This is a genomic window from Pseudomonas sp. RT6P73, from assembly GCF_054897715.1.
Genome location: NZ_JBUBUV010000002.1, coordinates 4,213,968 through 4,237,839 on the forward strand (window position 1 = coordinate 4,213,968; position 23,872 = coordinate 4,237,839).

A 23,872-nucleotide genomic window follows, 5' to 3' on the forward strand; every position below is an offset into this window, starting at 1 on the left:
CTCTCGACGTTCAATTGATCTGGAATGGATAAACCGCACCCAGTTTAAGGATTTGCGTCAGTTCATCCAGTGCCGTCCGGCACTCAAGCAGCAATTGCGGGTCCGCAAGATCGTTTTCGGTCATGCGGTCGCGGTAGTGCTTGTCGACCCATTCGGTCAACGTGCCGTACAACGGAGCCGTCATGATAACCCCTGGGTTGACCGCCGCCAGTTCGGTTTCATTCAGTGCGACACGCAACCGCAGGCAAGCCGGGCCACCGCCGTTTTGCATGCTTTGTTTCAGATCGAAGACTTTCACTTCGCGGATCAGGCCGCCGGAGCTGGTCAGGCCTTGCAGGTATTGCCAGACGCGCTCGTTGCCACGGCACTCTTCCGGCACGATCAACAGCATCGAACCGTCAGGACGCGTCAGCAACTGGCTATTGAACAGATAGGAACGAACAGCGTCTTCGACGGTTACGGCGGAACGCGGTACGCAGACCGACTGGAATTTCCCACCGACTTTTGCGAGTTTGCCCTGCAGTTCAGCGAGCATCTTGTCGGTGTCGAGGAACGCGTCCTCGTGATAGAACAGCACCTCGCCGTTACCCACCGCGATCACGTCGTTATGGAACACGCCCTGATCGATCACCGAAGGGTTCTGCTGGGCGTAGACCACGCCGTCATCGCTCAAGCCGTGCAGGCGAGCAACGGCTTGCGAGGCTTCGAGGGTCTGGCGCGCCGGGTACTTCTGAGGCGCCGGGTAGCGGGTGTCGAACGCACTGCGACCGAACACGAAGAACTCGACGCCGGCTTCACCGTACTCACGGCAGAAACGGGTGTGGTTGGCGGCGCCTTCATCGCCGAACTGTGCCACTGCCGGCAAAGCGGCGTGGTGAGCGAAGTGCTTCTGGTCAGCGAACATCGCCCCCAGCACGCGGCTGGTGGTCGGGTGTTCGATGCTGCGGTGGTATTTGCAGTTGAGGTTAGCGGCGGTGAAATGCACGCGACCATCGGCAGTGTCGGCACTCGGGCTGACCGTGGCGGCGTTGGCCACCCACATGCTCGACGCCGAGCAACTGGCGACCAGCAATGGCATCGCGTCTTTGGCGGCTTGTTCGATCACTTGCGCGTCGGTGCCACTGAAACCCAGGCGGCGCAGGGCGGCGACGTCGGGACGTTCCTGGGGTGCCAGAATGCCTTGCTGAAAGCCCATTTCCATCAGCGCTTTCATTTTCGCCAGGCCTTGCAGCGCGGCTTCCTTCGGGTTCGAAGACTGCTGGCTGTTGCTCTGGGACGCGACGTTGCCGTAGGACAAACCGCCGTAGTTATGGGTCGGCCCCACTAGACCGTCAAAATTGACTTCATAGGATTTCATCAGCGAGGCTCCACGAGAATCTGTTGTTATGGCTTCAGTAACTATTCAGTAAGACCGCGTCGCGGCCATCGCGGGCAAGCCCGCTCCCACAGGTTCAGCAGTGTTCACAGATTTTGTGTTCGACGCTGACCTTGTGGGAGCGGGCTTGCCCGCGATTGGCCGTTACGCCATCTTCACGCCGGGCGTAAGGGCTGCCGGCAACACCAGGCTCGGCGTTTCCAGCGAGGCCACCGGGTACGCGCAGTAATCGGCGGCGTAGAAGGCGCTGGCGCGATGGTTGCCCGAGGCGCCGACGCCGCCGAATGGCGCGCTGCTCGCGGCACCGGTCAGCTGTTTGTTCCAGTTGACGATGCCGGCACGGCTTTCCAGCCAGAACTGCTGATAACGCGCTTCGGAATCCGACAGCAGGCCGGCCGCGAGGCCATAGTCGGTGTCGTTGGCTTCAGCGATCGCTGCTTCAAAATCAGCGTAGCGGATCACTTGCAGCAGCGGACCGAACAGCTCTTCGTCAGGACGATCGGCGACTGCCGTCACGTCCAGAATGCCCGGGGTCAGCAACGCGGCTTGTGCCTGAGGCTGAGTCATTTCCAGCAGCGCCACGGCGCCATTGGCCAGCAGATGTTCTTGCGCATCCATCAGCGCTTTTGCCGCGCCGAGGGAAATCACCGAGCCCATGAACGGCGCCGGTTGTTGATCAAACGCACCGACTTCAATCGTCGCACTGACTGCCACCAGACGCGCCAGCAGCGTGTCGCCCCAGGCGCCCTGCGGCACCAGCAAGCGACGGGCACAAGTGCAACGTTGGCCGGCGGAAATGAATGCCGACTGGATGATGGTGTAAACGGCAGCATCGAGGTCTGCGACCTGATCAACCACCAGCGGGTTGTTACCGCCCATCTCCAGCGCGAGGATCTTGTCCGGACGACCGGCGAATTGCTGGTGCAGGTGATTACCGGTGCGGCTGGAACCGGTGAAGAACAAACCGTCAATGCCCGGGTTCGCCGCCAGGGCGATACCGGTTTCGCGGGCGCCTTGCAGCAGGTTCAGTACGCCTGCCGGCAGTCCGGCTTCGATCCAGCATTTAATCGTCAGCTCGGCGACTTTCGGGGTCAGTTCGCTGGGCTTGAACAGCACGCTGTTACCGGCCAGCAGCGCCGGTACGATGTGACCGTTCGGCAAGTGACCCGGGAAGTTGTAAGGCCCGAACACCGCGACCACGCCATGTGGCTTATGGCGAAGCACGGCGGTGGCGTCGCCCAGTGGGCCACTCTTCTCGCCGGTACGTTCGCGGTAGCTCTGCACCGAGATCGCAATCTTGTTGACCATGCTGGTCACTTCGGTCGCCGCTTCCCACAACGGTTTACCGGTTTCCTCACCAATGGTGCGGGCCAGTTCGTCAGCGTGGTTCTTCAGCGCGACGGCAAAGGCTTCAAGCACAGCAATGCGTTCTTCCAGGGTACGACGGGCCCAGCCCGGGAACGCCTGACGCGCAGCCTGCACGGCCGACTCGACTTGAGCGGTGGTCGCGCCTTCGCCGGTCCACAGCACTTGCTGGGTCACCGGGTTCAGCGACTGGAACGCTTCGCCCTGACCGGCCAGCCATTCACCTGCGATGTATAGCGAATTCATTATTTCGACTCCCTGGCAGCAGACAACGGAACGGCGCGCACTTGATCGCCGGCGTTGAGTTGAAGACGTTTGGCGGTCAGCGGATCGACGACCAACGTGCCGGCGGCGAAGCGTGCGGGTGCGGCAGTGATCCGGCAGTCTTCGCGCTTGCGGTTGTGAATCAGGAACGGCGTGGCGTCATCACCCGGCGTGCCAATGGCCAACACCAGCGCCTGGCTGTCGCGCACGGCGCGGATCTTGCCGGTTTCGCACTCGACCGCAGGGCCGGCGTCGAAGATGTCGACGTAACCTTGATAGCTGAAACCTTCGCTCTTGAGCATGGCCAGCGCCGGCTCGGTGTCCGGGTGGACCTGGCCGATGACGTTGCGCGCGTCTGGCGACAGGAAGCAGGTGTACAGCGGGAATTTCGGCATCAGTTCGGCGATGAACGCCTTGTTGCCCACGCCCGTCAGGTAGTCGGCCTGGCTGAATTCCATCTTGAAGAAGTGACGGCCCAGACTTTCCCAGAAGGGCGAGCGCCCGGCTTCGTCGGAAACGCCGCGCATCTCGGCGATGATCTTATTGCCAAACAGCTGCGAGAACTCGGCGATGAACAGCATCCGCGCCTTCGCCAGCATGCGGCCGTTGAGGCCCGTGCGGTAATCGGCGTGCAGGAACAGCGAGCACAATTCGGAGTTGCCGGTCAGGTCGTTGGCCAGGAACAGCGTCGGGATCTCGCGATAGATGTTCAGCTCTTGCGAGGCGCTGACGGTCAGGCCAACACGGAAGTTGTACCAAGGCTCACGCAGGCCGACGGCGCCGGCAATGGCGGAAATGCCCACCACGCGGCCGTCATCGTCTTCGAGCACGAACAGGTAGTCCGCATCGCCCCGCCCGGCTTCGCCGCGGAAGGTCTTCTCGGCCCAGCCGACCCGATGGGCCAGACGCTCTTCGTTGGCCGGCAAAGTGGTCAGGCCGGTGCCGGTGCTGCGGGCCAGGTCGATCAGAGCGGGTAAATCGCTGCTGCGTACGGGACGAACGATCATGCTATCTCCTCAAACGGGCCGCTGACGCCACCCGTGAAACACTTCTACTTTCCAGGCATTCAAAGCAGTCGTTAAACCGCCACCAGGCGCACGCTGGCACCCTCACCGACGCCCAGGGCTTCGGCCGCTTCAAGATCCAGGGTCACGGGTTTGCCCGGCGCGTAATCGAGCTCGAGCAACACGGCGCGGTAATCCTGCAACTGGGCATTGGCCACCAGGTACTGACGACCGGCGCCTTTGACGGCCTCGCCGATTTTCACCGGTACCACACGGCTCTGGGCGATCGAACGGATCCCCGAGACGCGGGCATGCAACGTCGGGCCACCGTCGAAAATGTCGATGTAGTGATCGGTCTCGAAGCCTTCGCGCATCAGGATGTCGAAGGTGATCTGCGCCCGTGGATGCACCTGGCCCATTGCTTCTTGCGCGGAGTCCGGCAGCAACGGCACGTAAATCGGGTAATGCGGCATCAGCTCAGCGAGGAAGGTCCGGCTCTTCAGGCCGCACAAACGCTCGGCTGCGGCGTAGTTGAGGTCGAAGAAGTTGCGACCGATCGCGTCCCAGAACGGCGAATCGCCATTTTCGTCGCTGTAACCGACGATCTCGGTCACCACGGAATCGGCAAAACGCTCCGGATGGCTGGCGACGAACAGCAGACGACCGCGGGAGTTGAGTTCCGCCCAAGGCGAACCCACCAGCTCGCGCTGCACGTAGAAACTGGTCAGCAAGCTGTTGCCGGTCAGGTCGTGGCACTGCGAGAGCACGTGAATCTTGTTATGAATCTTCAGCTCGCGGGAGGCGTGCACGAAGGTTTCATTACGAAAGCTGTAGAACGGCTCGGAATAACCGGCGGAGGCAACGATGGCTGAGCAACCGACCAATTTGCCGGTGGCCGAGTCTTCAAGGACGAAGAAGTAGCTCTCTTCACCGTTGAAGCTGACTTCAGCGGAAAACGAGGCTTCGCTTGCGGCGATCTTGTCGCTCAGGCGTTCAACGTCATCCGGCAAGGAAGTGACACCAATAGGGCTGTCCGCAGCCAGACGCTGTACCTCGCCCAGATCAGCCATTTGCGCGGGGCGCATCACCAGCATGGTGTCACTCCTTTCTCATACTCTTTTGGGGGAAATAAGCCGAACCCTTGTAGGAGCGAAGCTTGCTCGCGAAGGCGGTGTGTCAGCCGATGATGATGGTGGCTGACACGACCCCTTCGCGGGCAAGCCTCGCTCCTACAGAAAAGCGGGTCCGGCATAGAAATTTGTTCGACGCCTGAAGTGTCAGGCGTCGAAGGGTCTATCAGGCTTGCGTCAGCTTGGCCACGGCGCGCTCGAAACGGTCGAGACCGGCATCGATGTCTGCGTCTTCAACTACCAGGCTTGGCGCGAAACGCACCACGTCCGGGCCGGCTTGCAGAATCATCAAGCCTTCACGCTCGGCGGCGTTGAAGATGTCTTTGGCCTTGCCTTTCCAGGCATCGCTCAGCACACAACCAATCAACAGGCCCATACCGCGGACCTTGGTGAAGATCGCGTATTTCTCGCCAATCTGCTCCAGGCGGGCCTTGAACTTGTCGTGCTTGGCATTGACGCCGGCCAGCACTTCAGGGGTGTTGATCACGTCGATCACGGCTTCAGCGACAGCGCACGCCAGCGGGTTGCCGCCGTAAGTGGTGCCGTGCGTGCCGACGACCAGGTGTTTGGCCAGGTCTTCGGTGGTCAGCATGGCCGCGATCGGGAAACCGCCGCCCAGGCTCTTCGCGCTGGTCAGGATGTCCGGAACCACGCCGTAATGCTGGTAGGCGAACAGATGACCGGTGCGACCCATACCAGTCTGCACTTCGTCGAAGATCAGCAGCGCGTTGTGCGCGGTGCACAGGTCGCGGGCGCCTTGCAGGTACTCAAGTTCGGCCGGGATGACGCCGCTTTCGCCCTGGATCGGCTCCAGGACCACAGCGCAAGTCTTGTCGGAAATGGCGGCTTTCAGAGCGGCCAGATCGTTGTACGGCACGTGGGAGATACCGGTGATCTTCGGACCGAAGCCATCGGAATACTTCGACTGGCCACCGACGTTCACGGTGAAAAGGGTACGACCGTGGAAGCTGTTGAGCGCGGCGATGATTTCGTACTTCTCGCTGCCGAACCGATCGAAACCGACGCGACGGGCCAGCTTGAAGGCGGCCTCGTTGGCTTCGGCGCCGGAGTTGCAGAAGAAAGCGCGCTCGGCAAAGGTGGCGTTGATCAGCTTATGCGCCAAGCGCAGGGCCGGCTCATTGGTGAACACGTTGGACACGTGCCACAGCTTGTTCGCTTGCTCGGTCAAGGCACCGACCAGCGCCGGGTGCGCATGGCCCAATACGTTAACGGCAATCCCGCCGGCGAAGTCGATCAGCTCGCGGCCAGACTGGTCCCAGACACGGGAACCGGCACCACGCACAGGAATGAATGCGGCAGGGGCGTAGTTGGGAACCATTACCTGGTCGAAATCGGCGCGTTCTACCGCAGCGTGCTCAACGGACATCGGAGTCTCCTGATGAGGAACACTCGCCGGAAACTGGCGAGCGATGGGGGGATTGTAAGGACAGTTTTCCGCCCGGCCTTGCCGCCAAGCGACAACTTCTTATAGCGCAAACCCCGGTTTTTCCCGGGTTTACGGCAATGCGACATATAGGGTCGCAAAGGCGCAGTTTAAACCGCCGGCACAGGTTATAGGCAGGCTCGTGGAACGGTGCGGTAAATATGTACCGCACGGAACGAATCATTGTCTGTTTTGCTGGCGACTCATCCAAACGCTAAGGGAATAGCGCATGAGTCGCCTCGAAAACTCTTCTACTGCCGACGGCAGTGAATCTGCCACGCAGCCGGACGATCACTACCATCACCTGTTCAACAATCTGCCGACCTGGGTATTAGAAGCATCGTCCAGCACCCGCAGCGCCCTGAAGAACGCCAGGCTTATAAAGCCGAGCTGGCATGGCACCGCGACACCTTTGCAACATCAGTCGCTGAAAAAGCTCAGCCGGGAACACTGGACCCATCGCAATCGGCTGGATTCAACACTGTCGAAGCTGCAAAGCGCACAAGCCTTTGCCGAACCGCTTCTAAAAGCGGCCCTGAAAACCCGGTTTGATCTGGAACTGGACGTTAAGACCACTTTCCTGCGCCTGTACATTCCTCAAACCGTGCCCTGGTTCGGACTCAAGACAGGCGCTGCGCGCACCTGGACCGTGTCGCTGCTCGACGCCGCCCTGCATAACTTTCAGGAGTCGGAGACAGCGGTTGACGCTTACGAGTCCGCCTCGACCTTCATTACCGAACCGTCGCCCACGGGCCAGTTCGATACGCTGCCGACAGTCAAACAAAAACTTGGCGTCGCGGCCTTTGCGCGGCTGTGCCGGGAACTGGATATCGGTGCCAGGTACAACACGTACCTAAAAGACAATCTGGGGCTGACCAACCCCGTGGCCGGTGCGGTGTTGAAACCGAAGGTGATCAGCTCACACAAGGCCGCACTCAAAGCTGCGCTGCAAATGGCTCAAATCCGCAAGGACATTCCAGAGGATGTTTATCACTCGATCCTGCGCCTTCTGGAAGGACATTCGGGTGCGCGACTGGATGGCCAGCCCCTGTACGGTCATGACCTGACGATAATGTCCTCCTCTCTGACCGGGATCGTGATTTTCGCCGCGAGCCTGGAGCGCGCACGCAAGGGAACACGGATCATTGCCTATATTCCCGACGATCCAGAGCATCCGCTCAAGGAGTACCCGAACACCCTGGCATTCATGACCGAGCTGACCCGCAAGCTGCGCGCGCCTGCTTACCAGACGTTCTTCAGCCGCTTCGTCGAACACAAGGAAAGGGGCCATTTCTTCGCTGATCTCAACCGTCGCCTCCAGAGCGTGACCTGGCATCAACACAAGCGTGGCGACCCACTGCCGAGCTGGCGCGAGACGCCCATCGACCGGCCCAATCTGCGGTTTTCGACGACGCCGTTCAGCGCGAACCTGTGGAATCATCTTTATCAGCGACAACTGAACAAAATCATCAACGATGCCAGCACGCTTGCCGTCTCCACCGCCTCTGCCGACCGAAACGCGCGATGGGCCTTGTGGGATGCCTTCAGCAAAGTGGCTTCAACGCTCCTTGAAATCGCGACGTTCGTTGCATTGCCGTTCGTCCCGTTTCTCGGCGAACTGATGCTGGGCTACATGGCTTACCAGTTACTCGACGAAACCTTCGAAGGCATCGTGGATTTGGCCGAAGGGCTGAAAACAGAAGCGTTCGGACATCTGATGACATTCGTCGAAACAGTGGTTGAGTTGGGTACATTCGCGATAGGCGGCGCTATCGCTGCCGGCGCCTTTAGTCGTCTGCTCTCGCGCGAAGCTGTCGCGCTGGTCGACCCGCTCAAACCCGTCGCAACGCAGGAAGGCAAAACCCGCTACTGGAAGCCGGATCTCACGCCTTACGAACAGGCACAGGCTCTGCCCGAAGGCACAAAACCCGATCAGCATGGCCTCTATCACCACGGGGGCAAGATGTTGCTGCCGCTTGAAGGAAAACTGTATGCCGTGAAATCCGATGGCACTTCGGGCGCGTTTCAGATTGAGCACCCGACCCGTGCCGATGCCTATCAGCCGTCACTGCTGCATAACAACCACGGCGCCTGGCACACCGAGCTGGAGCAACCGCTGAGCTGGGATCGGGAAACGGTCATGCGTCGTCTCGGCCAAAGCGTCGAGTCGTTGAGCGGCGCCGAGCGCGAACAGATCCTGCGGGTCAGCGGTTTCCACGACAATGCCGTGCGCGAAATGCATGTCGAACATTATCGACCGCCTTCGCTGCTGACCGACACGATCAAGCGCTTCAGGATCAATCGGGACATTGAAACCTTTATCGAGCAGATCGGCAGTGATCAACCCGAGCGCTATCGAATGGCCGATGTGAGCCTGCAACATCAACTGCTGAGCGGTTATGACGACTGGCCTGTCGACACACCCATGCCGACACCGCAAGCCCAAACGCCAGCCTTCAGACAACAGACCGCCGAATTCGCCCGAAACCACCAAAAATCGTTGTTCGATATGCGCTATCGCGCAGAGGAAAAAACCGATGATCCGCGGGTTCAGCGACTGCTCGACGACGTGCAGGGGTTACCGACCGATATCGCCCAGGAACTGGTGAGCAATGCGTCCGGCACCGAACTGAAACAGCTGCACAACGGCCGCACACCCCAGCGGCTCAAGGACGCGGCGCTCAAAGCCATGGAGGCCGTGCGCGCAACCCGAGCGTGTGAAGGCTTTTACTCCGAAGCGCTGGACAACACCGACACCCACCGACTGGCCTTGCAAAGCCTGAACTCTCTGCCCGATTTGCCAGCCGAGCTGCGTATCGAAGTGAGGGATTACTCGGCCACGGGAACCTTGAGCGATAGCATTGGCCAACCCGATGCACCGATTGTTAAAACACTGGTTCGCGCTGAAGACGGGACTTACCAGGTTCACTCAGACAATGATTCGACGCCCGGTGATTTTTATCACGCCCTCTTCCAGGCGCTGCCGGATGTACAGCGCAACAAGCTGAACCCTTCGATCGCAGACGCCCGGGCACTTAAACAGCGCATCGCCGAACACGCGCTGGAGCAGCCGGCATTACGCACGCTGTTCGCAAAAAATCCCCGTCGAAAACCATTCTATGACCCCACGACAATGCGCCTGCCCGGAGGCACGGAGGGCTACGGTCAAGCCAACCGTGAGACACCTACGCTCAACGACCGGGTTCGAGAGGTTTACCCCAACCTGCCTCAGGAGGAAATGCAGTCCTTTGTCCAGGCATTGCAACTGCATCCCGATGGCGCTCGCGTAGAACTTTCACGATTGAGCAGGGAGTTGGCCCGACTGCATAAGGATTTGCGCGCCTGGGTCAATGAATCACCGACTGTTCATCCTGAAACCCGGCTCCCGCTCAGCGAGCTGGAACAAACAGCCGAGAGAAACAATCGCCGCTTGCTGGCTCAGGAAATCCAGCGCAGCTGGCGGCGACAGTCCGACCGGGACTTCGACACACCGGATGGGGTCACTCAGTATGTGCTCAGGTTTGCAGAGCCGATCGTTGGTGACTTGCCGTCGTTGAGTGCCGATTTCAGTCATGTGTCGCTGCTGTCCCTGGAAGGCACCCGTAGCGTGCAGGGTATTCCCGCGTTTCTACAGGGCTTCAGTGGCCTGCGCCGCCTGGAATTACGCCGTTTCTCTCTGGCCGCCCTCCCCGATGCCGTCAGCCGAATGCCAGACCTTCACGCCTTGGTGTTAAGCGATTGCGGCATCAAGATCGACGCGGCTACGTGGTCGAAGCTGACGGCAATGAAAAAACTGGCCATGCTGGACCTGTACAAAAACCCGTTTGAAACACTGCCCCGCATCGACACGATGAGCGAACTGGCACACCTGGACCTGAGTGACACTCACCTGACAGAGATTCCGGCCAGCGTTCTGCAACACCCGAAGCTCGAAACCCTCCTGCTGATGAACAACCGCATCAGCGAGTTGCCTGCCGGGTTATTCGAGAGCTCGCTGTACGAAAAGCGCGGCGTACACCTCACGCACAATCCGCTTTCGATCAGGGCACGGGAACTGATCAAGCAACACCACTTCGAAACCGCTTACGACATGGGCGTCTATGCCCCCGAGGCAGATATTGTTCGTGTCAAAGCGTTGTACCCCGGCATGGAAGTCGAACAGGCGAGCGAGTTCGTCTACGAACTACCGGGGACCCTGGAGGTTGGCCGCACCTATCTGACGCGCCTTGAGGAAGAGCTCACCCAACTGAGAAATGATCTGTCTGCCTGGACCGCCGACGTTCCGGACCGACATCCCGATACCGGCGAACCTTTCAACGCCGACCAGCTGTTTGCCGAGCAAGCCAACCGTGACGAATTCAAGCAGGCGCTTGAGAAGTGCTGGCAGCGTGAGTCCGAACTGGATGATTTCAATGAGTCGCTTGAGCCGACTTTCGAGTTCACTGTCCGCCCGGTCATCAATGGAGAACTGCCGGCCCTGAGTGCAGATTTCAGTCATGTTTCCGCACTGGAGGTCCACAGTGCCGATGGCGTAACGCGCCTCGGGCGTTTTCTCGAGTCTTTTCCCAATCTCAAAAGCCTGAGGCTGCGCGGATGTGACCTCGGCAACATTCCCGATTCAGTGTTCAAGATGGGTCGACTCAGATCACTCTCGCTTCCCGACTGTCGCGTCAGTCTGTCAGTAGAGTCGGTAAACGCGTTGACGGGAATGGAACAGATCGACTACCTGGATCTGAGCTTCAACCCGCTCGGGCGCACACCTGATCTGAGTCAGATGCCGGAGCTTGCGTCGGTCCTGCTCAACGACACCGGCATCACTGAAATACCCGATGGTCTACTTCAGCTGACTGACCTGGACTGGGCAGACCTGAGCATGAATGCGATTACCGAGATGCCCAGCGATCTGATGGAACTGCCCGTTGAAACTGCAGAGAACATCACGTTGAGAGGCAACCCGTTTTCCGAGGAAAGTCTGCTGCGGCTGATCAGCTACTTCGAACACACAGGTGCTGACTTTGGCGTGGAAGAGGTAATGAACCGAGGTGAAATGCAGGTTTCCACCTCTGAGGGTTCCGAGATCGACGAGTAGATCAGCCGCGCTCGGACGGCACCGACGACAACTCGAATGGACTGCTGCTGCGCCGCTGGTTGCGATCTTCCCGCGGCGTGGCGCCGAAGAAGTTGCGGTAGGCGCTGGAGAAATGCGGCCCCGAGGAGAAGCCACACGACAGGCCGATCTGGATGATCGACTTGCTGGTTTGCATCAACATCTGCCGGGCCTTGTTCAGGCGCAGTTCCAGGTAGTACTGGCTCGGCACACGGTTGAGGTACTGCTTGAAGATCCGCTCCAGCTGCCGACGGGACACGCACACGTGCTGGGCAATTTCGTCGGTGGTCAGTGGCTCTTCGATGTTGGCTTCCATCAGCAACACCGCCTGGGTGAGCTTCGGATGGCTGGAGCCCAGGCGGTTCTGCAGCGGAATGCGCTGGCGTTCGCCGCCCTCGCGGATGCGCTCGACCACCAATTCTTCCGACACAGCGCCGGCCAGTTCGGCGCCGTGATCACGGGCCAGCACCGCCAGCAACAGATCGAGTACCGACAAGCCGCCACACGCGGTCAGGCGATCGCGATCCCAATCGAACAGATGGCTGGTGGCGATGACTTTGGGGAAACGTTCGGCGAAATCGTCCTGCCAGCGCCAATGCACGGCAGCGCGGTAACCGTCGAGCAAACCCAGTTGCGCCAACGGGTAGACACCGGCGGACAAACCGCCGATCACACAACCGGCGCGCACCAGCTGCTTCAGCGAACTGCTGAGCGGCGGCGCGAGTGTGGTCGGTGGCTCATCGGCGAGCAGGAACAGTTTCTGGAAGTTTTCGAGCTTGCCGGCCCACGGCTCACCCGGCAATTGCCAGGCGCCTTCGGTCGGCGGTTCGGCCTGCAAAAACGACAATTCGTAGACCACGTCCGGATGCACACGCTGGGCAACACGCAAGGCCTCCTCAGCCAGCGCAAGCGTCAGTGCTTTAGTGCTGGGCCAAATCAGGAAACCAATTCGATGGGCAGTCATGGCGGGCAATCCGAAACGAAAACAGTGATGAAGGCATGGGCCAATGCTAGCCCGTAAATGAACGCAAATCTCAAAACCAACGGAGATCCCCTGTAGGAGCGAGGCTTGCCCGCGAAAGCGGTGTATCAGTCAACATCATTGCTGTCTGAACCACCGCTTTCGCGGGCAAGCCTCGCTCCTACAGGGTATCGGGGTCAGCTTCTAGGTTGCGAAGCATGCACTATCCCGGTGCGCAACGGGAGTTCGGTTTACTTCAGGCTGCCCGAGAGGAATTGTTGCAAACGTTCAGACTGTGGATTGACCAGCACTTCACGCGGGTTGCCGCTTTCTTCGACGACGCCTTTGTGCAGGAACACCAGCTGGTTCGACACTTCACGGGCGAAGCCCATTTCGTGGGTTACCACGACCATGGTCCGGCCTTCCAGCGCCAGAGCCTGCATGACTTTCAACACGTCGCCAACCAGTTCCGGGTCGAGTGCCGAGGTCGGTTCGTCGAACAGCATCACCTCAGGCTCCATCGCCAACGCACGGGCAATCGCTACGCGTTGCTGCTCGCCGCCGGACATGTGGCCCGGGTAAGCGTCTTTGCGATGCGCCACGCCAACCTTGTTCAGGTAGTGCTCGGCTTTTTCACGGGCTTCGGCCTTGGACATGCCCAGCACGTGGACCGGCGCTTCCATGATGTTTTCCAGCGCGGTCATGTGCGACCACAGGTTGAAATGCTGGAACACCATCGACAGGCGCGAACGCATGCGTTGCAACTGTTTTGGGTCGGCCGCTTTCATCGCGCCGTCCTTGTTCGCCACCAGTTTCAGCTCTTCGTTGTTGAGCAGGATACGGCCCGCGTGCGGCTGCTCAAGCAGGTTGATACAGCGCAGGAAAGTACTTTTGCCGGAGCCACTGGAGCCGATGATGCTGATCACATCGCCAGCCGCCGCTTTCAGGGACACGCCCTTGAGCACTTCGTGACTGCCATAGCGTTTATGCAGGTCTTGGACTTCAAGTTTGTACATGCGGTCGGTTCTCACAAAAACAGTCAGTCAGTCGTTGAGCAAGCGCCCGTGACGCAGCGCTTCGCGCCCCGCCACCTTGGCCAGCCAGAAACCGGGTTGGGCATAACGCAGCCGTTCAATGGCAAACAGCACCCCGGACGTACCAGCACACACCGTGCTGACCCGATCCGCTAACGGATCGATCACTTCGAAAATCTCGTCGCCGGCTTCGATCCACTCACCGGGTTTACGCAGGAAACTGATCACGCCCGGATGCGGCGCGAACAGCAACTCAGTACCTTCAAACGGCATGCCTTCGCAGGCGTCCTGCGCAGGTTTCGGCCATTCGCCGCTGATCAAGCCTTGCTCGGCGAGGAACGCCAGAATGCCTTCAGCGTAAGCCTCGGCCTCTGCGCGTCCGGTATCGGCCTGACCACCTAATTCAATGGTAGTCGCCAGGCAGGCCAGTGGGATCTGCGCGTCCGGAAACTGACGGGACAGGCGCAGCCACGGCAGCGAACAGGCTTCGTCGAAGGAGCTGCCGCCGGAATCTTCCGCCAGCAGACCCACTTTCACATTCAGGTGCGCAGCGAGCGAACGCCATTGCGGCCAGTGTTGCGGCAAGGCGTACATGTGCAGCGCCGCTTCGGCATCGCAATGCAAATCCAGCACCACATCGGCGGTGCAAGCATGGCTGAGCAAGATGCGCTGCATGCCTTGCAACTGGCTGCTCGCCTCTGGCAATGCGGCCAGGTGATCGCTCATGGCCTGGCGGATCAAACGGATATTGGCGTGAGGATCATCGCCCAGGTGCCCTTCGAGCTCAGCGGCCACTGGCGCGCTCAGCTCGACGAAGTCCCGGTTGAAATTCTTGCCGCTGCCCGCTTCGAAACGACCTTGATGGCTGCCCTGAAGCAATTGACCCAAGCCCAATGGATTGGCCACCGGCACCAGTTCGATCACACCGTTGAGCAAGCCCTGGGCTTCGAGTTCGGCCAGGCGCTTTTTCAGCTCCCAGGCCGTGCGCATTCCCGGTAATTCATCGGCGTGCAGGCTAGCCTGGATGTAGGCCTTGCGCTCGCCACTCCCGAAGCGGAACACCGAAATCTGGCGTTCGCTGCCCAGGTGGTTCCACGGCAATGAATGATCGATGCGTTCCATATCAGTGCTTCCGCGGGGCCAGGTAGCCCAGCCAGCGGCGCTCGGCCAGTTTGAACAGCTTCACCAGAATGAAGGTCAGGCACAGGTAGAACACACCCGCAGTGATGTACGCTTCGAACGGCAAGTAGAACTGAGCGTTGACCGTGCGCGCGGCGCCGGTGATGTCGATCAGGGTCACGATGGACGCCAGACTGGTGGTCTGCAGCATCATGATCACTTCGTTGCTGTACTGCGGCAGCGCCCGGCGCAGGGCGGACGGCAACAGGATGCGCTTGTACATTTTGTAGCGCGACATGCCCATCGCCTTGGCCGCTTCGATCTCACCGTTCGGCGTGGCGCGCAGGCTGCCGGCGATGATTTCCGCGGTGTAAGCGCTGGTGTTGATGGCGAAGGCCAGGCACGCACAGAACGTCGCGCTGGACAGCCACGGCCACAGGAAGCTTTCACGCACGGCTTCGAATTGCGCCAGACCGTAGTAGATCAAAAACAGCTGCACCAGCATCGGCGTGCCACGAATCACGTAAGTGAAGAGCCAGGCCGACATGTTGACCACGGCATTCTTCGAGACGCGCATCAGCCCCAGTGGCAGGGCCGCCAGCAGGCCGAAAAACAGCGACAGCGCGAGCAATTTGAGGGTAGTCACCAAGCCGCCGAAGTACAGCGGCAAGGCCTCCCAAATGACGTTGTAGTCGAAGATCATAGATCAGCCGCCCTTACGCCTACCGAGTAGCGCTTCTCAAGTTGACGCAGAATCAGCAACGAGACACTGGTGATCACCAGGTACATCGCCGCCACTGCGAGGAAGAAGGTGAAAGGCTCGCGGGTGGCATCTGCCGCCTGCTTGGCCTTGAACATCATGTCTTGCAGACCCACCACCGAAATCAGCGCGGTAGCCTTGGTCAGTACCAGCCAGTTGTTGGTAAAGCCCGGAATCGCCAGACGAATCATCTGCGGCACCAACACCCGGAAGAACACCTGAAAACTGCTCATGCCGTACGCCATGCCAGCTTCTGCCTGACCTTTGGGGATCGCCATGAAGGCGCCGCGGAAGGTTTCCGACAGGTACGCACCGAAGATGAAGCCCAGGGTTCCGATACCGGCGGCCAATGGGTTCAGGTCAATGTAGTCGTCAAAGCCGAGCATCGGCGCCACGCGGTTGAGCAGGTCCTGACCGCCGTAGAAAATCAGCAGGATCAGTACCAGATCGGGAATACCGCGGATCACCGTGGAATACAGGTCGCCCAGCCAGGCCAGCCAGCGAACCGGCGACAGACGCAATGCCACGCCGATCAGACCCAGAAAGATGGCCAGGACCATGGACGACAAGGCGAGCTGAAGCGTCAGCCATGCGCCATCGAGGATGACAGCCCCGTAGCCTTTCAACATGATTCAGGTCCTCGAATGTGGGGATGAAAAAATGGCGCAAACCTCAGAGATCCTGTTGCTTGCGCCATTTCGGACTTGTCGCCGGAGCGTATTACTTGCCGTAGATATCGAAGGCGAAGTATTTGTCCTGGATTTGCTTGTACTTGCCGTTCTCGCGAATGGCAGCGATCGCGGTGTTGATCTTGTCTTTCAACGCGTCACCCTTGCGAACAGCGATACCCACGCCGTCGCCGAAGTATTTGACGTCGGTGAAGGCCGGACCAACGAAAGCGAAACCTTTGCCGGCATCGGTTTTCAGGAAACCGTCATCCAGCAGCGTAGCGTCTGCCACGGTGCCGTCGAGGCGGCCAGCGGCCACGTCGAGGTAAATTTCGTTCTGCGAACCGTAAGGCTTGATCTCGGCACCCAGCGGGGCCAGGACTTCGCGGGCGAAACGCTCGTGGATCGAACCACGTTGCACGCCGATGTTCTTGCCCTTCAGTTCAGCCAGGCCTTCGCTGACTTGAGTGCCAGCCTTCATGACCAGGCGAGCCGGGGTGTTGTAGTACTTGTTGGTGAAGTCCACGGATTTCTTGCGGTCTTCGGTGATCGACATGGACGACAGGATCGCGTCGATCTTGCGCACTTTAAGCGCCGGGATCAGACCGTCGAACTCTTGCTCGACCCACACGCACTTGACCTTCATCTCTTCGCACAGGGCGTTGCCGATGTCGTAGTCGAAACCCACGATGCTGCCGTCCGGTGCTTTGGAAGCGAACGGAGGGTAAGCCGCTTCGATACCAATTTTCAGAGGCTTTTCATCGGCGAAGGTTGGCAGGGACAGCACGGACAGTGCCAGGGCGCCGAGCAGCACGAGTTTCTTCATGTTGGGACTCCATCGGTAAAGGGCTAAAACGGCAGAGTGAGCGACAGCCCAATATGCGAGTGAGTGGAACCGCAAAGCGATGCTGCGTCGTAGGAACCGCGCGATTTTTTCAACGCGAGCAACAACGAGCGAGTGATCGGCATTCTAACGACAGGCCCGAAGCCGATATTTCTTCAATGCGACAACTAATTACAGATGCACCGAGAAAGCCGTTTGAGCGCGTTGACAGCCCTGCAAATTCATGCAAGAGCAAAAGACAGTGAACCGATCTACATTGCAAATTGCGGGCCTATTATTGGCAAACCCTTCTAATCCGGCAAGCGCAGCGTTATGACTTATTTTTTACAGGGGCTGGAGAGGCCCGGGAATGGGGCTTTGCGTTTCCCAATGCCCCGTATGGGGATGGGCGGTTACACATTCAGTTACTTGAATGGGGGTGGGTAACAGTGGGAATTGGCTTACAGATGAAGCCGATAATTATTGGGCGATGTTTATTTAGCGTCTGACAGATCGCCATCGCTAGCAGGCTAGCTCCCACAGGGGAACTGCGCTCGATTCAAACTTTGAATCCCCTGGAGATCCCTGTGGGAGCTAGCCTGCTAGCGATGAGGCCCGAACGGCCCCACAAAAACCCCAGGCAAAAAAAGCCCCATCCGGCACAACACCGGATGGGGCTTTTACTGACTCAGAGGCGGCGGTTAAGCAACATTCATGATCTTGTGCTCATCAATCAAATGCTGCACCACACCCGGATCCGCCAAGGTCGAGATATCCCCCAACCCATCGTACTCAGCCGTCGCAATCTTGCGCAGAATCCGGCGCATGATCTTGCCCGAACGCGTCTTCGGCAGCCCCGGCGCCCACTGAATCACATCCGGCGAAGCAATCGGGCCGATCTCTTTACGCACCCAGTTTTTCAGCTCCAGACGCAATTGCTCGCTCGGCTCTTCGCCACCGATTAACGTGACGTAGACATAGATGCCCTGCCCCTTGATGTCGTGCGGCACGCCAACCACGGCAGCCTCGGCAACTTTCGGGTGAGCAACCATCGCGCTTTCAATCTCGGCGGTGCCCATGCGGTGGCCGGACACGTTGAGCACGTCGTCCACACGCCCGGTGATCCAGTAGTAACCGTCTTCGTCGCGACGTGCGCCGTCGCCGGTGAAGTACATGCCACGGAAGGTCTTGAAGTAGGTGTCGACGAAGCGGTCATGGTCGCCGTACAGCGTGCGCGCCTGGCCTGGCCACGAATCGAGAATCACCAGGTTGCCCTCGGCAACGCCTTCGAGGATGTTACCCAGGTTGTCCACCAGCGCCGGCACCACGCCGAAGAACGGACGTGCCGCCGAACCTGGTTTGAGGCCGTGAGCGCCCGGCAACGGGCTCATCATGTTGCCGCCGGTTTCGGTCTGCCACCAGGTGTCGACGATCGGGCAACGGGATTGGCCGACGTTCTTGTAATACCAGTCCCACGCTTCCGGGTTGATCGGCTCACCGACCGAACCCAACAGACGCAGGCTGCTGCCATCAGCGCCTTCAACAGCGGCTTTGCCCGACGCCATCATCGCGCGGATCGCCGTTGGCGCGGTGTAAAGGATGTTGACCTTGTGCTTGTCGACGATCTTCGCCACCCGGGTGATGTCCGGATAGTTCGGCACGCCTTCGAACAGCACCGTGGTCGCGCCGTTGGCCAGCGGGCCGTAGACGATGTAAGTGTGGCCGGTGACCCAGCCGACGTCGGCGGTGCACCAGTAGATTTCGCCCGGGCGATAGTCGAACACGCGCTCGTGGGTCATGGCGGCGTATAGCAGATAACCGCCGGTGGTGTGCTGAACGCCCTTAGGTTTGCCGGTGGAACCGGAGGTGTAAAGGATGAACAGCGCTTCTTCGGCGCCCATCTCTTTCGGCGCGCAGACACTGCCCGCCACGTTCATCAGGTCTTCGTACCAGATGTCGCGATGCTGGTTCAACTTGATGTTGCCACCGGTGCGCTTGCACACGATGACTTTCTGAATGCTGCTGGTTTCCGGGTTGGTCAGCGCGTCGTCGACATTGGTCTTGAGCGGGATCTTCTTGCCGGCACGAATGCCTTCGTCAGCGGTGATCACCACTTTGGATTTGCAGTCGATGATGCGACCGGCCAGGGCTTCCGGCGAGAAACCACCGAAGACGACCGAGTGAATCGCGCCGATCCGGGTGCAAGCCAACATGGCGACCACGGCTTCGGGGATCATCGGCATATAGATAGTCACCACGTCGCCGCGGTGCACATCCTGGCCGCGCAAGGCGTTGGCGAACTTGCAGACTTGTTCGTGCAGCTCGCGGTAAGTGATGTTGCGGCTTTCGGCCGGGTCATCCCCTTCCCAAATGATCGCGACTTGATCGCCGCGCTCGGCCAGATGACGGTCCAGGCAGTTGTAGGAAACGTTCAGGGTGCCGTCGGCGAACCATTTGATGTCGACATGGTGATCGTCGAAAGACGTCTGCTTCACCGTGGTGAAAGGCTTGATCCAGTCGAGGCGCTTGGCTTGCTCGCGCCAGAATCCGTCCGGGTTGACGACGGACTGCTGGTACATGGCTTTGTAGGTTGCCTCGTCGGTCAGCGTGTTGGCTGCTACCTCGGGACGAACGGGATACAGAGAAGCCGCACTCATCTTTCTTACCTCGGTGGAATAGTTGTTTTTGTATGCCCCCAGTTGTAGCCGGGCCGGGCCTATAGAACCATTCGACGATGGTAGTAACAAGCCCCTACAAAATGTCGTGAATACCCCGAAAGCCCAACTTTCACGCTTCTTCCAGGCAATACCGGAGCCCGCCCATAAACCGATCTGTAGCAGCTGGCGAAGCCTGCGTTCGGCTGCGAAGCAGTCGTAAAATCAGCAATTGCGGTAGGTCAGGCAGGCCGCGTTTAACGGGGTTTACGACTGCTTCGCAGCCGGACGCAGGCTTCGCCAGCTGCTACAGGTCGTGCTTCGCCAGCTGATTCTTTCGAGGATTGTTACGAAATCCGCCAAAGGTGTTTATCAAAACCCCACCTATATGAATCCACCCCCCACGCCTAAAATCCGCCTCGCCAACAAGGCACTGTGATTAACCAAGTTACAGCCCCCACGAAGGCCGTTAATCCAAAACTCTTTAATCAAGCTCCACACGCAACCCCAAAAAGGTTGCGTGACCCCTTTCGACCTCTAAAAGGTAAATCTGAAATGAAAGCTTTATTAGTTCTGGCCCTCTCCAGCCTGTGCGCAACCGCCATGGCAGACGAGGTCCCGACTGATGTCGCACAGCAGAAGCCAGCCATCGAGGAATACACTTACTCGACTCACCTGGACATCGCCAAAGTTATCTCCATGAGCGAAGTCCCCAATGTGTGCGAAGTTGTTCCGGTGAAAATGGAATACGACGACTCCCAAGGTCAACGCCACATCCTGCGCTACAGCATCATGGGTAACGGCTGCACCAACGGATGATCGTGACTGCACCGAATCGGCCCCTGTCAGCTGATCGCTAACGGTCGTTTCCAGCCCGGCTTCGGTCGGGCTCAGTTGTGTTTTGAAGCGGCGAAACCCCTTGCAAACCACAAGATGTAGTGAAAAACGCGGTTTTTGGCTGTTTTTTGAACAAATTCGATTCAGCGTCAAAATTAACGAAAAAAAATCTGCACCGGCCAAAGCCCTGTATTCCCTCGGTTTGCTCCAAAAACCATCCCTTCCGGCCACTCCATGAGCCGATTCGCCGCACCACGCCGGCAAAAATTTCCTTATAATGCGGCCTTAAACGGGCCTGCAATATTCCCTTACAGGAACGAAAGCCAGTCTGAAGCCCCGCAGAAGCGTTTGTCGCTCACTGCGCCCATCAGTGGCTCTCAGAACCCCGTACAAAATTATGTTTATTTGCCTGCGTGTACCGCTGCAAAAAACGCTATCCAACGCGGCCAGTACGGCCGTGTGAAAAACAACCAATCAGTTTTCACACGGGCATCTGGCCCTCACGCAGGAGACGACACGTCATGCTGAGCTGGGACGAATTCGACAAAGAAGACAGCGGCGAGACCGTGGTAAAAGGCGCCAACGCCGGCCACGCGACTGAAGCCAACATGGACCGACTCGACACCGCTGGTGGTGTCGCCGCTCAAGAAGCTCGCGCCGTTACCGCGAACGACTCTGCCGCAATCGCCCGTGCCAAAGCTGCCCTGGACAACCTCGACATCGCCGAAGGCCTCGCCGAACTCGAAGGCGCCTCCGCCCGCGTCGCCGTCGACGAAAAGCGCATGATCAACTGCCGCGCCGACCTCAACCAACTCGTACCCTTCAAGTACGACTGGGCCTGGCAGAAATACCTGGACGGCTGCGCAAACCACTGGATGCCGCAAGAAGTCAACATGACCGCCGACATCGCCCTCTGGAAAGACCCGGAAGGCCTGACCGACGACGAGCGCCGCATCGTGATGCGCAACCTCGGCTTCTTCTCCACCGCCGACTCCCTGGTTGCCAACAACCTGGTCCTGGCCGTGTACCGCCTGATCACCAACCCGGAATGCCGCCAGTACATCCTGCGCCAGGCGTTCGAAGAGGCGATCCACACCCACGCCTACCAGTACTGCATCGAATCGTTGGCCATGGATGAAGGCGAGATCTTCAACATGTACCACGAGATCCCATCGGTCGCGAAAAAAGCCACCTGGGGCCTCAAATACACCCGTTCGATCTCCGATCCGAAGTTCGAAACCGGCACCGTCGAAACCGACAAAGAATTGCTGCGCAACCTGATCGCCTACTACTGCGTTCTGGAAGGCATCTTCTTCTACTGCGGCTTCACCCAGATCCTCTCCATGGGCCGCCGCAACAAAATGACCGGCGTCGCCGAGCAGTTCCAATACATCCTGCGCGACGAATCCATGCACCTGAACTTCGGCATCGACGTGATCAACCAGATCAAAATCGAAAACCCGCACTTGTGGGACGCTGAGATGAAGGAAGAAGCGAGCCAGATGATTCTGCAGGGGACTCAGCTGGAGATTGAATACGCGCGGGATACCATGCCTCGTGGGGTGTTGGGGATGAATGCGGCGATGATGGAGGACTATCTGAAGTTCATCGCTAACCGTCGTTTGTCGCAGATTGGTTTGAAAGAAGAGTATCCAGGGACGACTAACCCGTTCCCTTGGATGAGCGAGATTATGGACTTGAAGAAAGAGAAGAATTTCTTTGAGACTCGGGTTATTGAATACCAAACCGGTGGTGCGCTTAGCTGGGATTGATTTCCAAGCTCGCCACGATTTGATGATTGCCGTCTGAATCGACAAATCTGAAAAGCAAAAGCCCCGATCTGATCGTAATGCTGTTCACTTAAGCATTTGAGTCCAAGCCGGGCTTATCCGAAAATCCGATGCCAGACCTCTGGCATCGGATTTTTTATGTCTGTTCAACAAGATCTGCTCGACCTCGGCGACCTTTTCAACTTCTGCGACCTGAGCACCTTCACCCAAAACATTCCCATCGAGTGGGTAGCGTCTGCGCTGGATCTTTCCAGTCAGGCGACCATTCGCCGACGTCGCCTGCCCGCTGACCAAGTGCTCTGGTTGGTACTCGGCATGGCCTTGTTTCGTGACGAGCCGGTTCATGAGGTGGCCAGACGTTTGAACATCTGCGCTCAAGGCCTGGCCACCGACCACTTGTTGGCCCGCAGTGGTGTGACCGAGGCGCGCAAGCGACTCGGTGCCGATCCTGTTGAGTGGTTATTCCGCAAGACCGGGACCCAATGGGGCGCGGAGCGCTATGACGATGATACCTGGCATGATCTGCAGGTATTCGCGGTGGACGGTGCACTTTTGCGTACTCCGGATACGCCCGAGCTTCGAGATCACTTCGGGTCGGGAAACACTCCAAGCGACCGCCAGACGCCGTTTCCGATGCTGCGCTTGGTGGCCCTGATGAATGTGCGTTCGCACGTGATCATGGATGCTCAATTGAGCCCTTATCGACGCAGTGAAATGCGCTTGGCCGACGAATTTTTGCAGCAGATACCCGACCACTCGGTGACGCTGTTCGACAAAGGTTTTTGGGGTGCCGAGCTGCTGTCGAGCCTGAGCGGAGCAGGCATCAACCGTCATTGGTTGATCCCGGCAAAAAAAGGACTGGTCTGCGAGGAAGTGGCCCGTTACAGCCAGCACGACAGGTTAGTGCGTATGAAAGTCTCACCGCAGGCCAGAAAGCGAAACCCGGTTCTTCCAACGCACTGGGAAGTACGCGAAGTCAGTTATGAAATCAAAGGCAAGGTGAAGACCGTCATGACGTCGTTGCCGGCCAAGACCTACAACACTCAAGCCGTTGCCAAACTTTACCAAGAGCGTTGGGAAATCGAATTGGGCTTCAGGGACATCAAGAGTTCGATGCAACAGAACGCAATGACCTTGCGCAGCAAAAAAGTCGAGCTGATCTATCAGGAAGTGTGGGGGCTATTGCTGGCTTATAACGTGATTCGTCGAGAGGCCAGTCAGGCGGCGGTGGCGTTTGGCCGACCACCCTCGGACATCCGTTCAAACCCGTTTGTCAGTACATCGCCGTGCAACTGATCGTGATGGCGGCGGCTAATCCGATTTCAGCCACAGGAAGACGCTTGGCTGAGTTGAGAGCAGGGATAGGGGGATTGTTTCTGGATCACCGCCCAAGGCCTTCGAGACCAAGGACGGTGAAAATTTCGAAAACCCGATTTCCAGTGGACCGTAAGGCTGCTCCGCTTAAGTGAACAGCATTACGATCTGATCGGGGCTTTTTTATGGGCGAAAAACCCGCGGCCCCCTCGTAGCAGTTGCC

The 23,872-nt window shown here is 58.8% G+C and carries 15 protein-coding genes and 1 pseudogene; 4 read left to right on the forward strand and 12 right to left on the reverse strand.

Annotation, left to right across the window (positions count from 1 at the left end):
- Window positions 1-10: 10 nt before the first annotated feature.
- The 5 genes from astB to ACYZT6_RS19765 form a co-directional block, all read right to left on the reverse strand.
- Window positions 11-1,357, reverse strand: coding sequence for an N-succinylarginine dihydrolase (astB, locus tag ACYZT6_RS19745; RefSeq protein WP_462028297.1), 1,347 nt, complete (start codon window positions 1,355-1,357; stop codon window positions 11-13).
- Window positions 1,358-1,519: 162 nt separating this feature from the next.
- Window positions 1,520-2,989 carry a succinylglutamate-semialdehyde dehydrogenase gene (gene astD / locus ACYZT6_RS19750; protein WP_462029986.1) on the reverse strand — a complete coding sequence of 490 codons (1,470 nt, stop codon included), beginning with the start codon at window positions 2,987-2,989 and terminating at the stop codon, window positions 1,520-1,522.
- Window positions 2,986-4,011 carry an arginine N-succinyltransferase gene (gene astA, locus ACYZT6_RS19755; protein ID WP_219097186.1) on the reverse strand — a complete coding sequence of 342 codons (1,026 nt, stop codon included), beginning with the start codon at window positions 4,009-4,011 and terminating at the stop codon, window positions 2,986-2,988. Before astA ends, astD begins: the two co-directional genes overlap by 4 nt.
- Before the next feature lie 71 nt (window positions 4,012-4,082).
- Window positions 4,083-5,102, reverse strand: coding sequence for an arginine/ornithine succinyltransferase subunit alpha (gene aruF, locus ACYZT6_RS19760; RefSeq protein WP_462028298.1), 1,020 nt, complete (start codon window positions 5,100-5,102; stop codon window positions 4,083-4,085).
- Window positions 5,103-5,304: 202 nt separating this feature from the next.
- Window positions 5,305-6,525, reverse strand: coding sequence for an aspartate aminotransferase family protein (locus ACYZT6_RS19765; RefSeq protein ID WP_462028299.1), 1,221 nt, complete (start codon window positions 6,523-6,525; stop codon window positions 5,305-5,307).
- Between the two features lie 286 nt (window positions 6,526-6,811).
- Here ACYZT6_RS19765 and ACYZT6_RS19770 point away from each other — a divergent pair, with 286 nt between their 5' ends.
- Window positions 6,812-11,671: a dermonecrotic toxin domain-containing protein gene (locus ACYZT6_RS19770; RefSeq protein WP_462028300.1), complete on the forward strand. Its 4,860-nt coding sequence runs from the start codon at window positions 6,812-6,814 to the stop codon at window positions 11,669-11,671.
- A 1-nt stretch (window position 11,672) separates the two neighbouring features.
- Here the strand turns inward: ACYZT6_RS19770 and ACYZT6_RS19775 are convergent, their stop codons facing one another.
- From ACYZT6_RS19775 to acs, 7 genes are all read right to left on the reverse strand, one after another.
- A complete protein-coding gene (locus tag ACYZT6_RS19775) occupies window positions 11,673-12,653 on the reverse strand; it encodes a GlxA family transcriptional regulator (protein ID WP_285433814.1) in 981 nt (326 codons plus the stop codon).
- A gap of 248 nt (window positions 12,654-12,901) precedes the next feature.
- Window positions 12,902-13,666, reverse strand: a complete 765-nt coding sequence (locus tag ACYZT6_RS19780; RefSeq protein WP_109634103.1) for an ABC transporter ATP-binding protein — start codon at window positions 13,664-13,666, stop codon at window positions 12,902-12,904.
- A 27-nt stretch (window positions 13,667-13,693) separates the two neighbouring features.
- Window positions 13,694-14,806 (reverse strand): M14 family metallopeptidase, encoded by a 1,113-nt coding sequence (locus ACYZT6_RS19785; RefSeq protein WP_462028301.1) that lies wholly within the window; start codon window positions 14,804-14,806, stop codon window positions 13,694-13,696.
- 1 nt (window position 14,807) lies between these two features.
- Window positions 14,808-15,506: an ABC transporter permease gene (locus ACYZT6_RS19790; RefSeq protein ID WP_283181347.1), complete on the reverse strand. Its 699-nt coding sequence runs from the start codon at window positions 15,504-15,506 to the stop codon at window positions 14,808-14,810.
- Complete coding sequence (locus tag ACYZT6_RS19795; protein ID WP_461955283.1) at window positions 15,503-16,192, reverse strand: ABC transporter permease; 690 nt, start codon at window positions 16,190-16,192, stop codon at window positions 15,503-15,505. Before ACYZT6_RS19795 ends, ACYZT6_RS19790 begins: the two co-directional genes overlap by 4 nt.
- A gap of 91 nt (window positions 16,193-16,283) precedes the next feature.
- A complete protein-coding gene (locus ACYZT6_RS19800) occupies window positions 16,284-17,057 on the reverse strand; it encodes an ABC transporter substrate-binding protein (RefSeq protein ID WP_461955284.1) in 774 nt (257 codons plus the stop codon).
- Window positions 17,058-17,755: 698 nt separating this feature from the next.
- Window positions 17,756-19,711, reverse strand: a complete 1,956-nt coding sequence (acs, locus tag ACYZT6_RS19805) for an acetate--CoA ligase (protein ID WP_462028302.1) — start codon at window positions 19,709-19,711, stop codon at window positions 17,756-17,758.
- 552 nt (window positions 19,712-20,263) lie between these two features.
- Here acs and ACYZT6_RS19810 point away from each other — a divergent pair.
- From ACYZT6_RS19810 to ACYZT6_RS19820, 3 genes and pseudogenes are all read left to right on the forward strand, one after another.
- Window positions 20,264-20,527 (forward strand): DUF2790 domain-containing protein, encoded by a 264-nt coding sequence (locus ACYZT6_RS19810; RefSeq protein ID WP_010457261.1) that lies wholly within the window; start codon window positions 20,264-20,266, stop codon window positions 20,525-20,527.
- Window positions 20,528-21,066: 539 nt separating this feature from the next.
- On the forward strand, window positions 21,067-22,317 hold the full coding sequence (locus ACYZT6_RS19815; RefSeq protein ID WP_017340233.1) for a ribonucleotide-diphosphate reductase subunit beta: 1,251 nt from the start codon (window positions 21,067-21,069) through the stop codon (window positions 22,315-22,317).
- Between the two features lie 156 nt (window positions 22,318-22,473).
- Window positions 22,474-23,804 (forward strand): annotated as a pseudogene (locus ACYZT6_RS19820) (IS4 family transposase).
- The last annotated feature ends 68 nt before the right edge of the window (window positions 23,805-23,872 follow it).

What these genes read in the sequence shown, in the direction of transcription:
- astA (WP_219097186.1), bottom strand. Translation starts at nt 4,011, where the DNA reads ATGATCGTTCGTCCCGTACGCAGCAGCGATTTACCCGCTCTGATCGAC.
- ACYZT6_RS19795 (WP_461955283.1), bottom strand. Translation starts at nt 16,192, where the DNA reads ATGTTGAAAGGCTACGGGGCTGTCATCCTCGATGGCGCATGGCTGACG.
- ACYZT6_RS19775 (WP_285433814.1), bottom strand. Translation starts at nt 12,653, where the DNA reads ATGACTGCCCATCGAATTGGTTTCCTGATTTGGCCCAGCACTAAAGCA.
- ACYZT6_RS19765 (WP_462028299.1), bottom strand. Translation starts at nt 6,525, where the DNA reads ATGTCCGTTGAGCACGCTGCGGTAGAACGCGCCGATTTCGACCAGGTA.
- acs (WP_462028302.1), bottom strand. Translation starts at nt 19,711, where the DNA reads ATGAGTGCGGCTTCTCTGTATCCCGTTCGTCCCGAGGTAGCAGCCAAC.
- aruF (WP_462028298.1), bottom strand. Translation starts at nt 5,102, where the DNA reads ATGCTGGTGATGCGCCCCGCGCAAATGGCTGATCTGGGCGAGGTACAG.
- ACYZT6_RS19785 (WP_462028301.1), bottom strand. Translation starts at nt 14,806, where the DNA reads ATGGAACGCATCGATCATTCATTGCCGTGGAACCACCTGGGCAGCGAA.
- ACYZT6_RS19790 (WP_283181347.1), bottom strand. Translation starts at nt 15,506, where the DNA reads ATGATCTTCGACTACAACGTCATTTGGGAGGCCTTGCCGCTGTACTTC.
- ACYZT6_RS19815 (WP_017340233.1), top strand. Translation starts at nt 21,067, where the DNA reads ATGCTGAGCTGGGACGAATTCGACAAAGAAGACAGCGGCGAGACCGTG.
- ACYZT6_RS19810 (WP_010457261.1), top strand. Translation starts at nt 20,264, where the DNA reads ATGAAAGCTTTATTAGTTCTGGCCCTCTCCAGCCTGTGCGCAACCGCC.
- ACYZT6_RS19800 (WP_461955284.1), bottom strand. Translation starts at nt 17,057, where the DNA reads ATGAAGAAACTCGTGCTGCTCGGCGCCCTGGCACTGTCCGTGCTGTCC.
- ACYZT6_RS19770 (WP_462028300.1), top strand. Translation starts at nt 6,812, where the DNA reads ATGAGTCGCCTCGAAAACTCTTCTACTGCCGACGGCAGTGAATCTGCC.
- ACYZT6_RS19780 (WP_109634103.1), bottom strand. Translation starts at nt 13,666, where the DNA reads ATGTACAAACTTGAAGTCCAAGACCTGCATAAACGCTATGGCAGTCAC.
- astB (WP_462028297.1), bottom strand. Translation starts at nt 1,357, where the DNA reads ATGAAATCCTATGAAGTCAATTTTGACGGTCTAGTGGGGCCGACCCAT.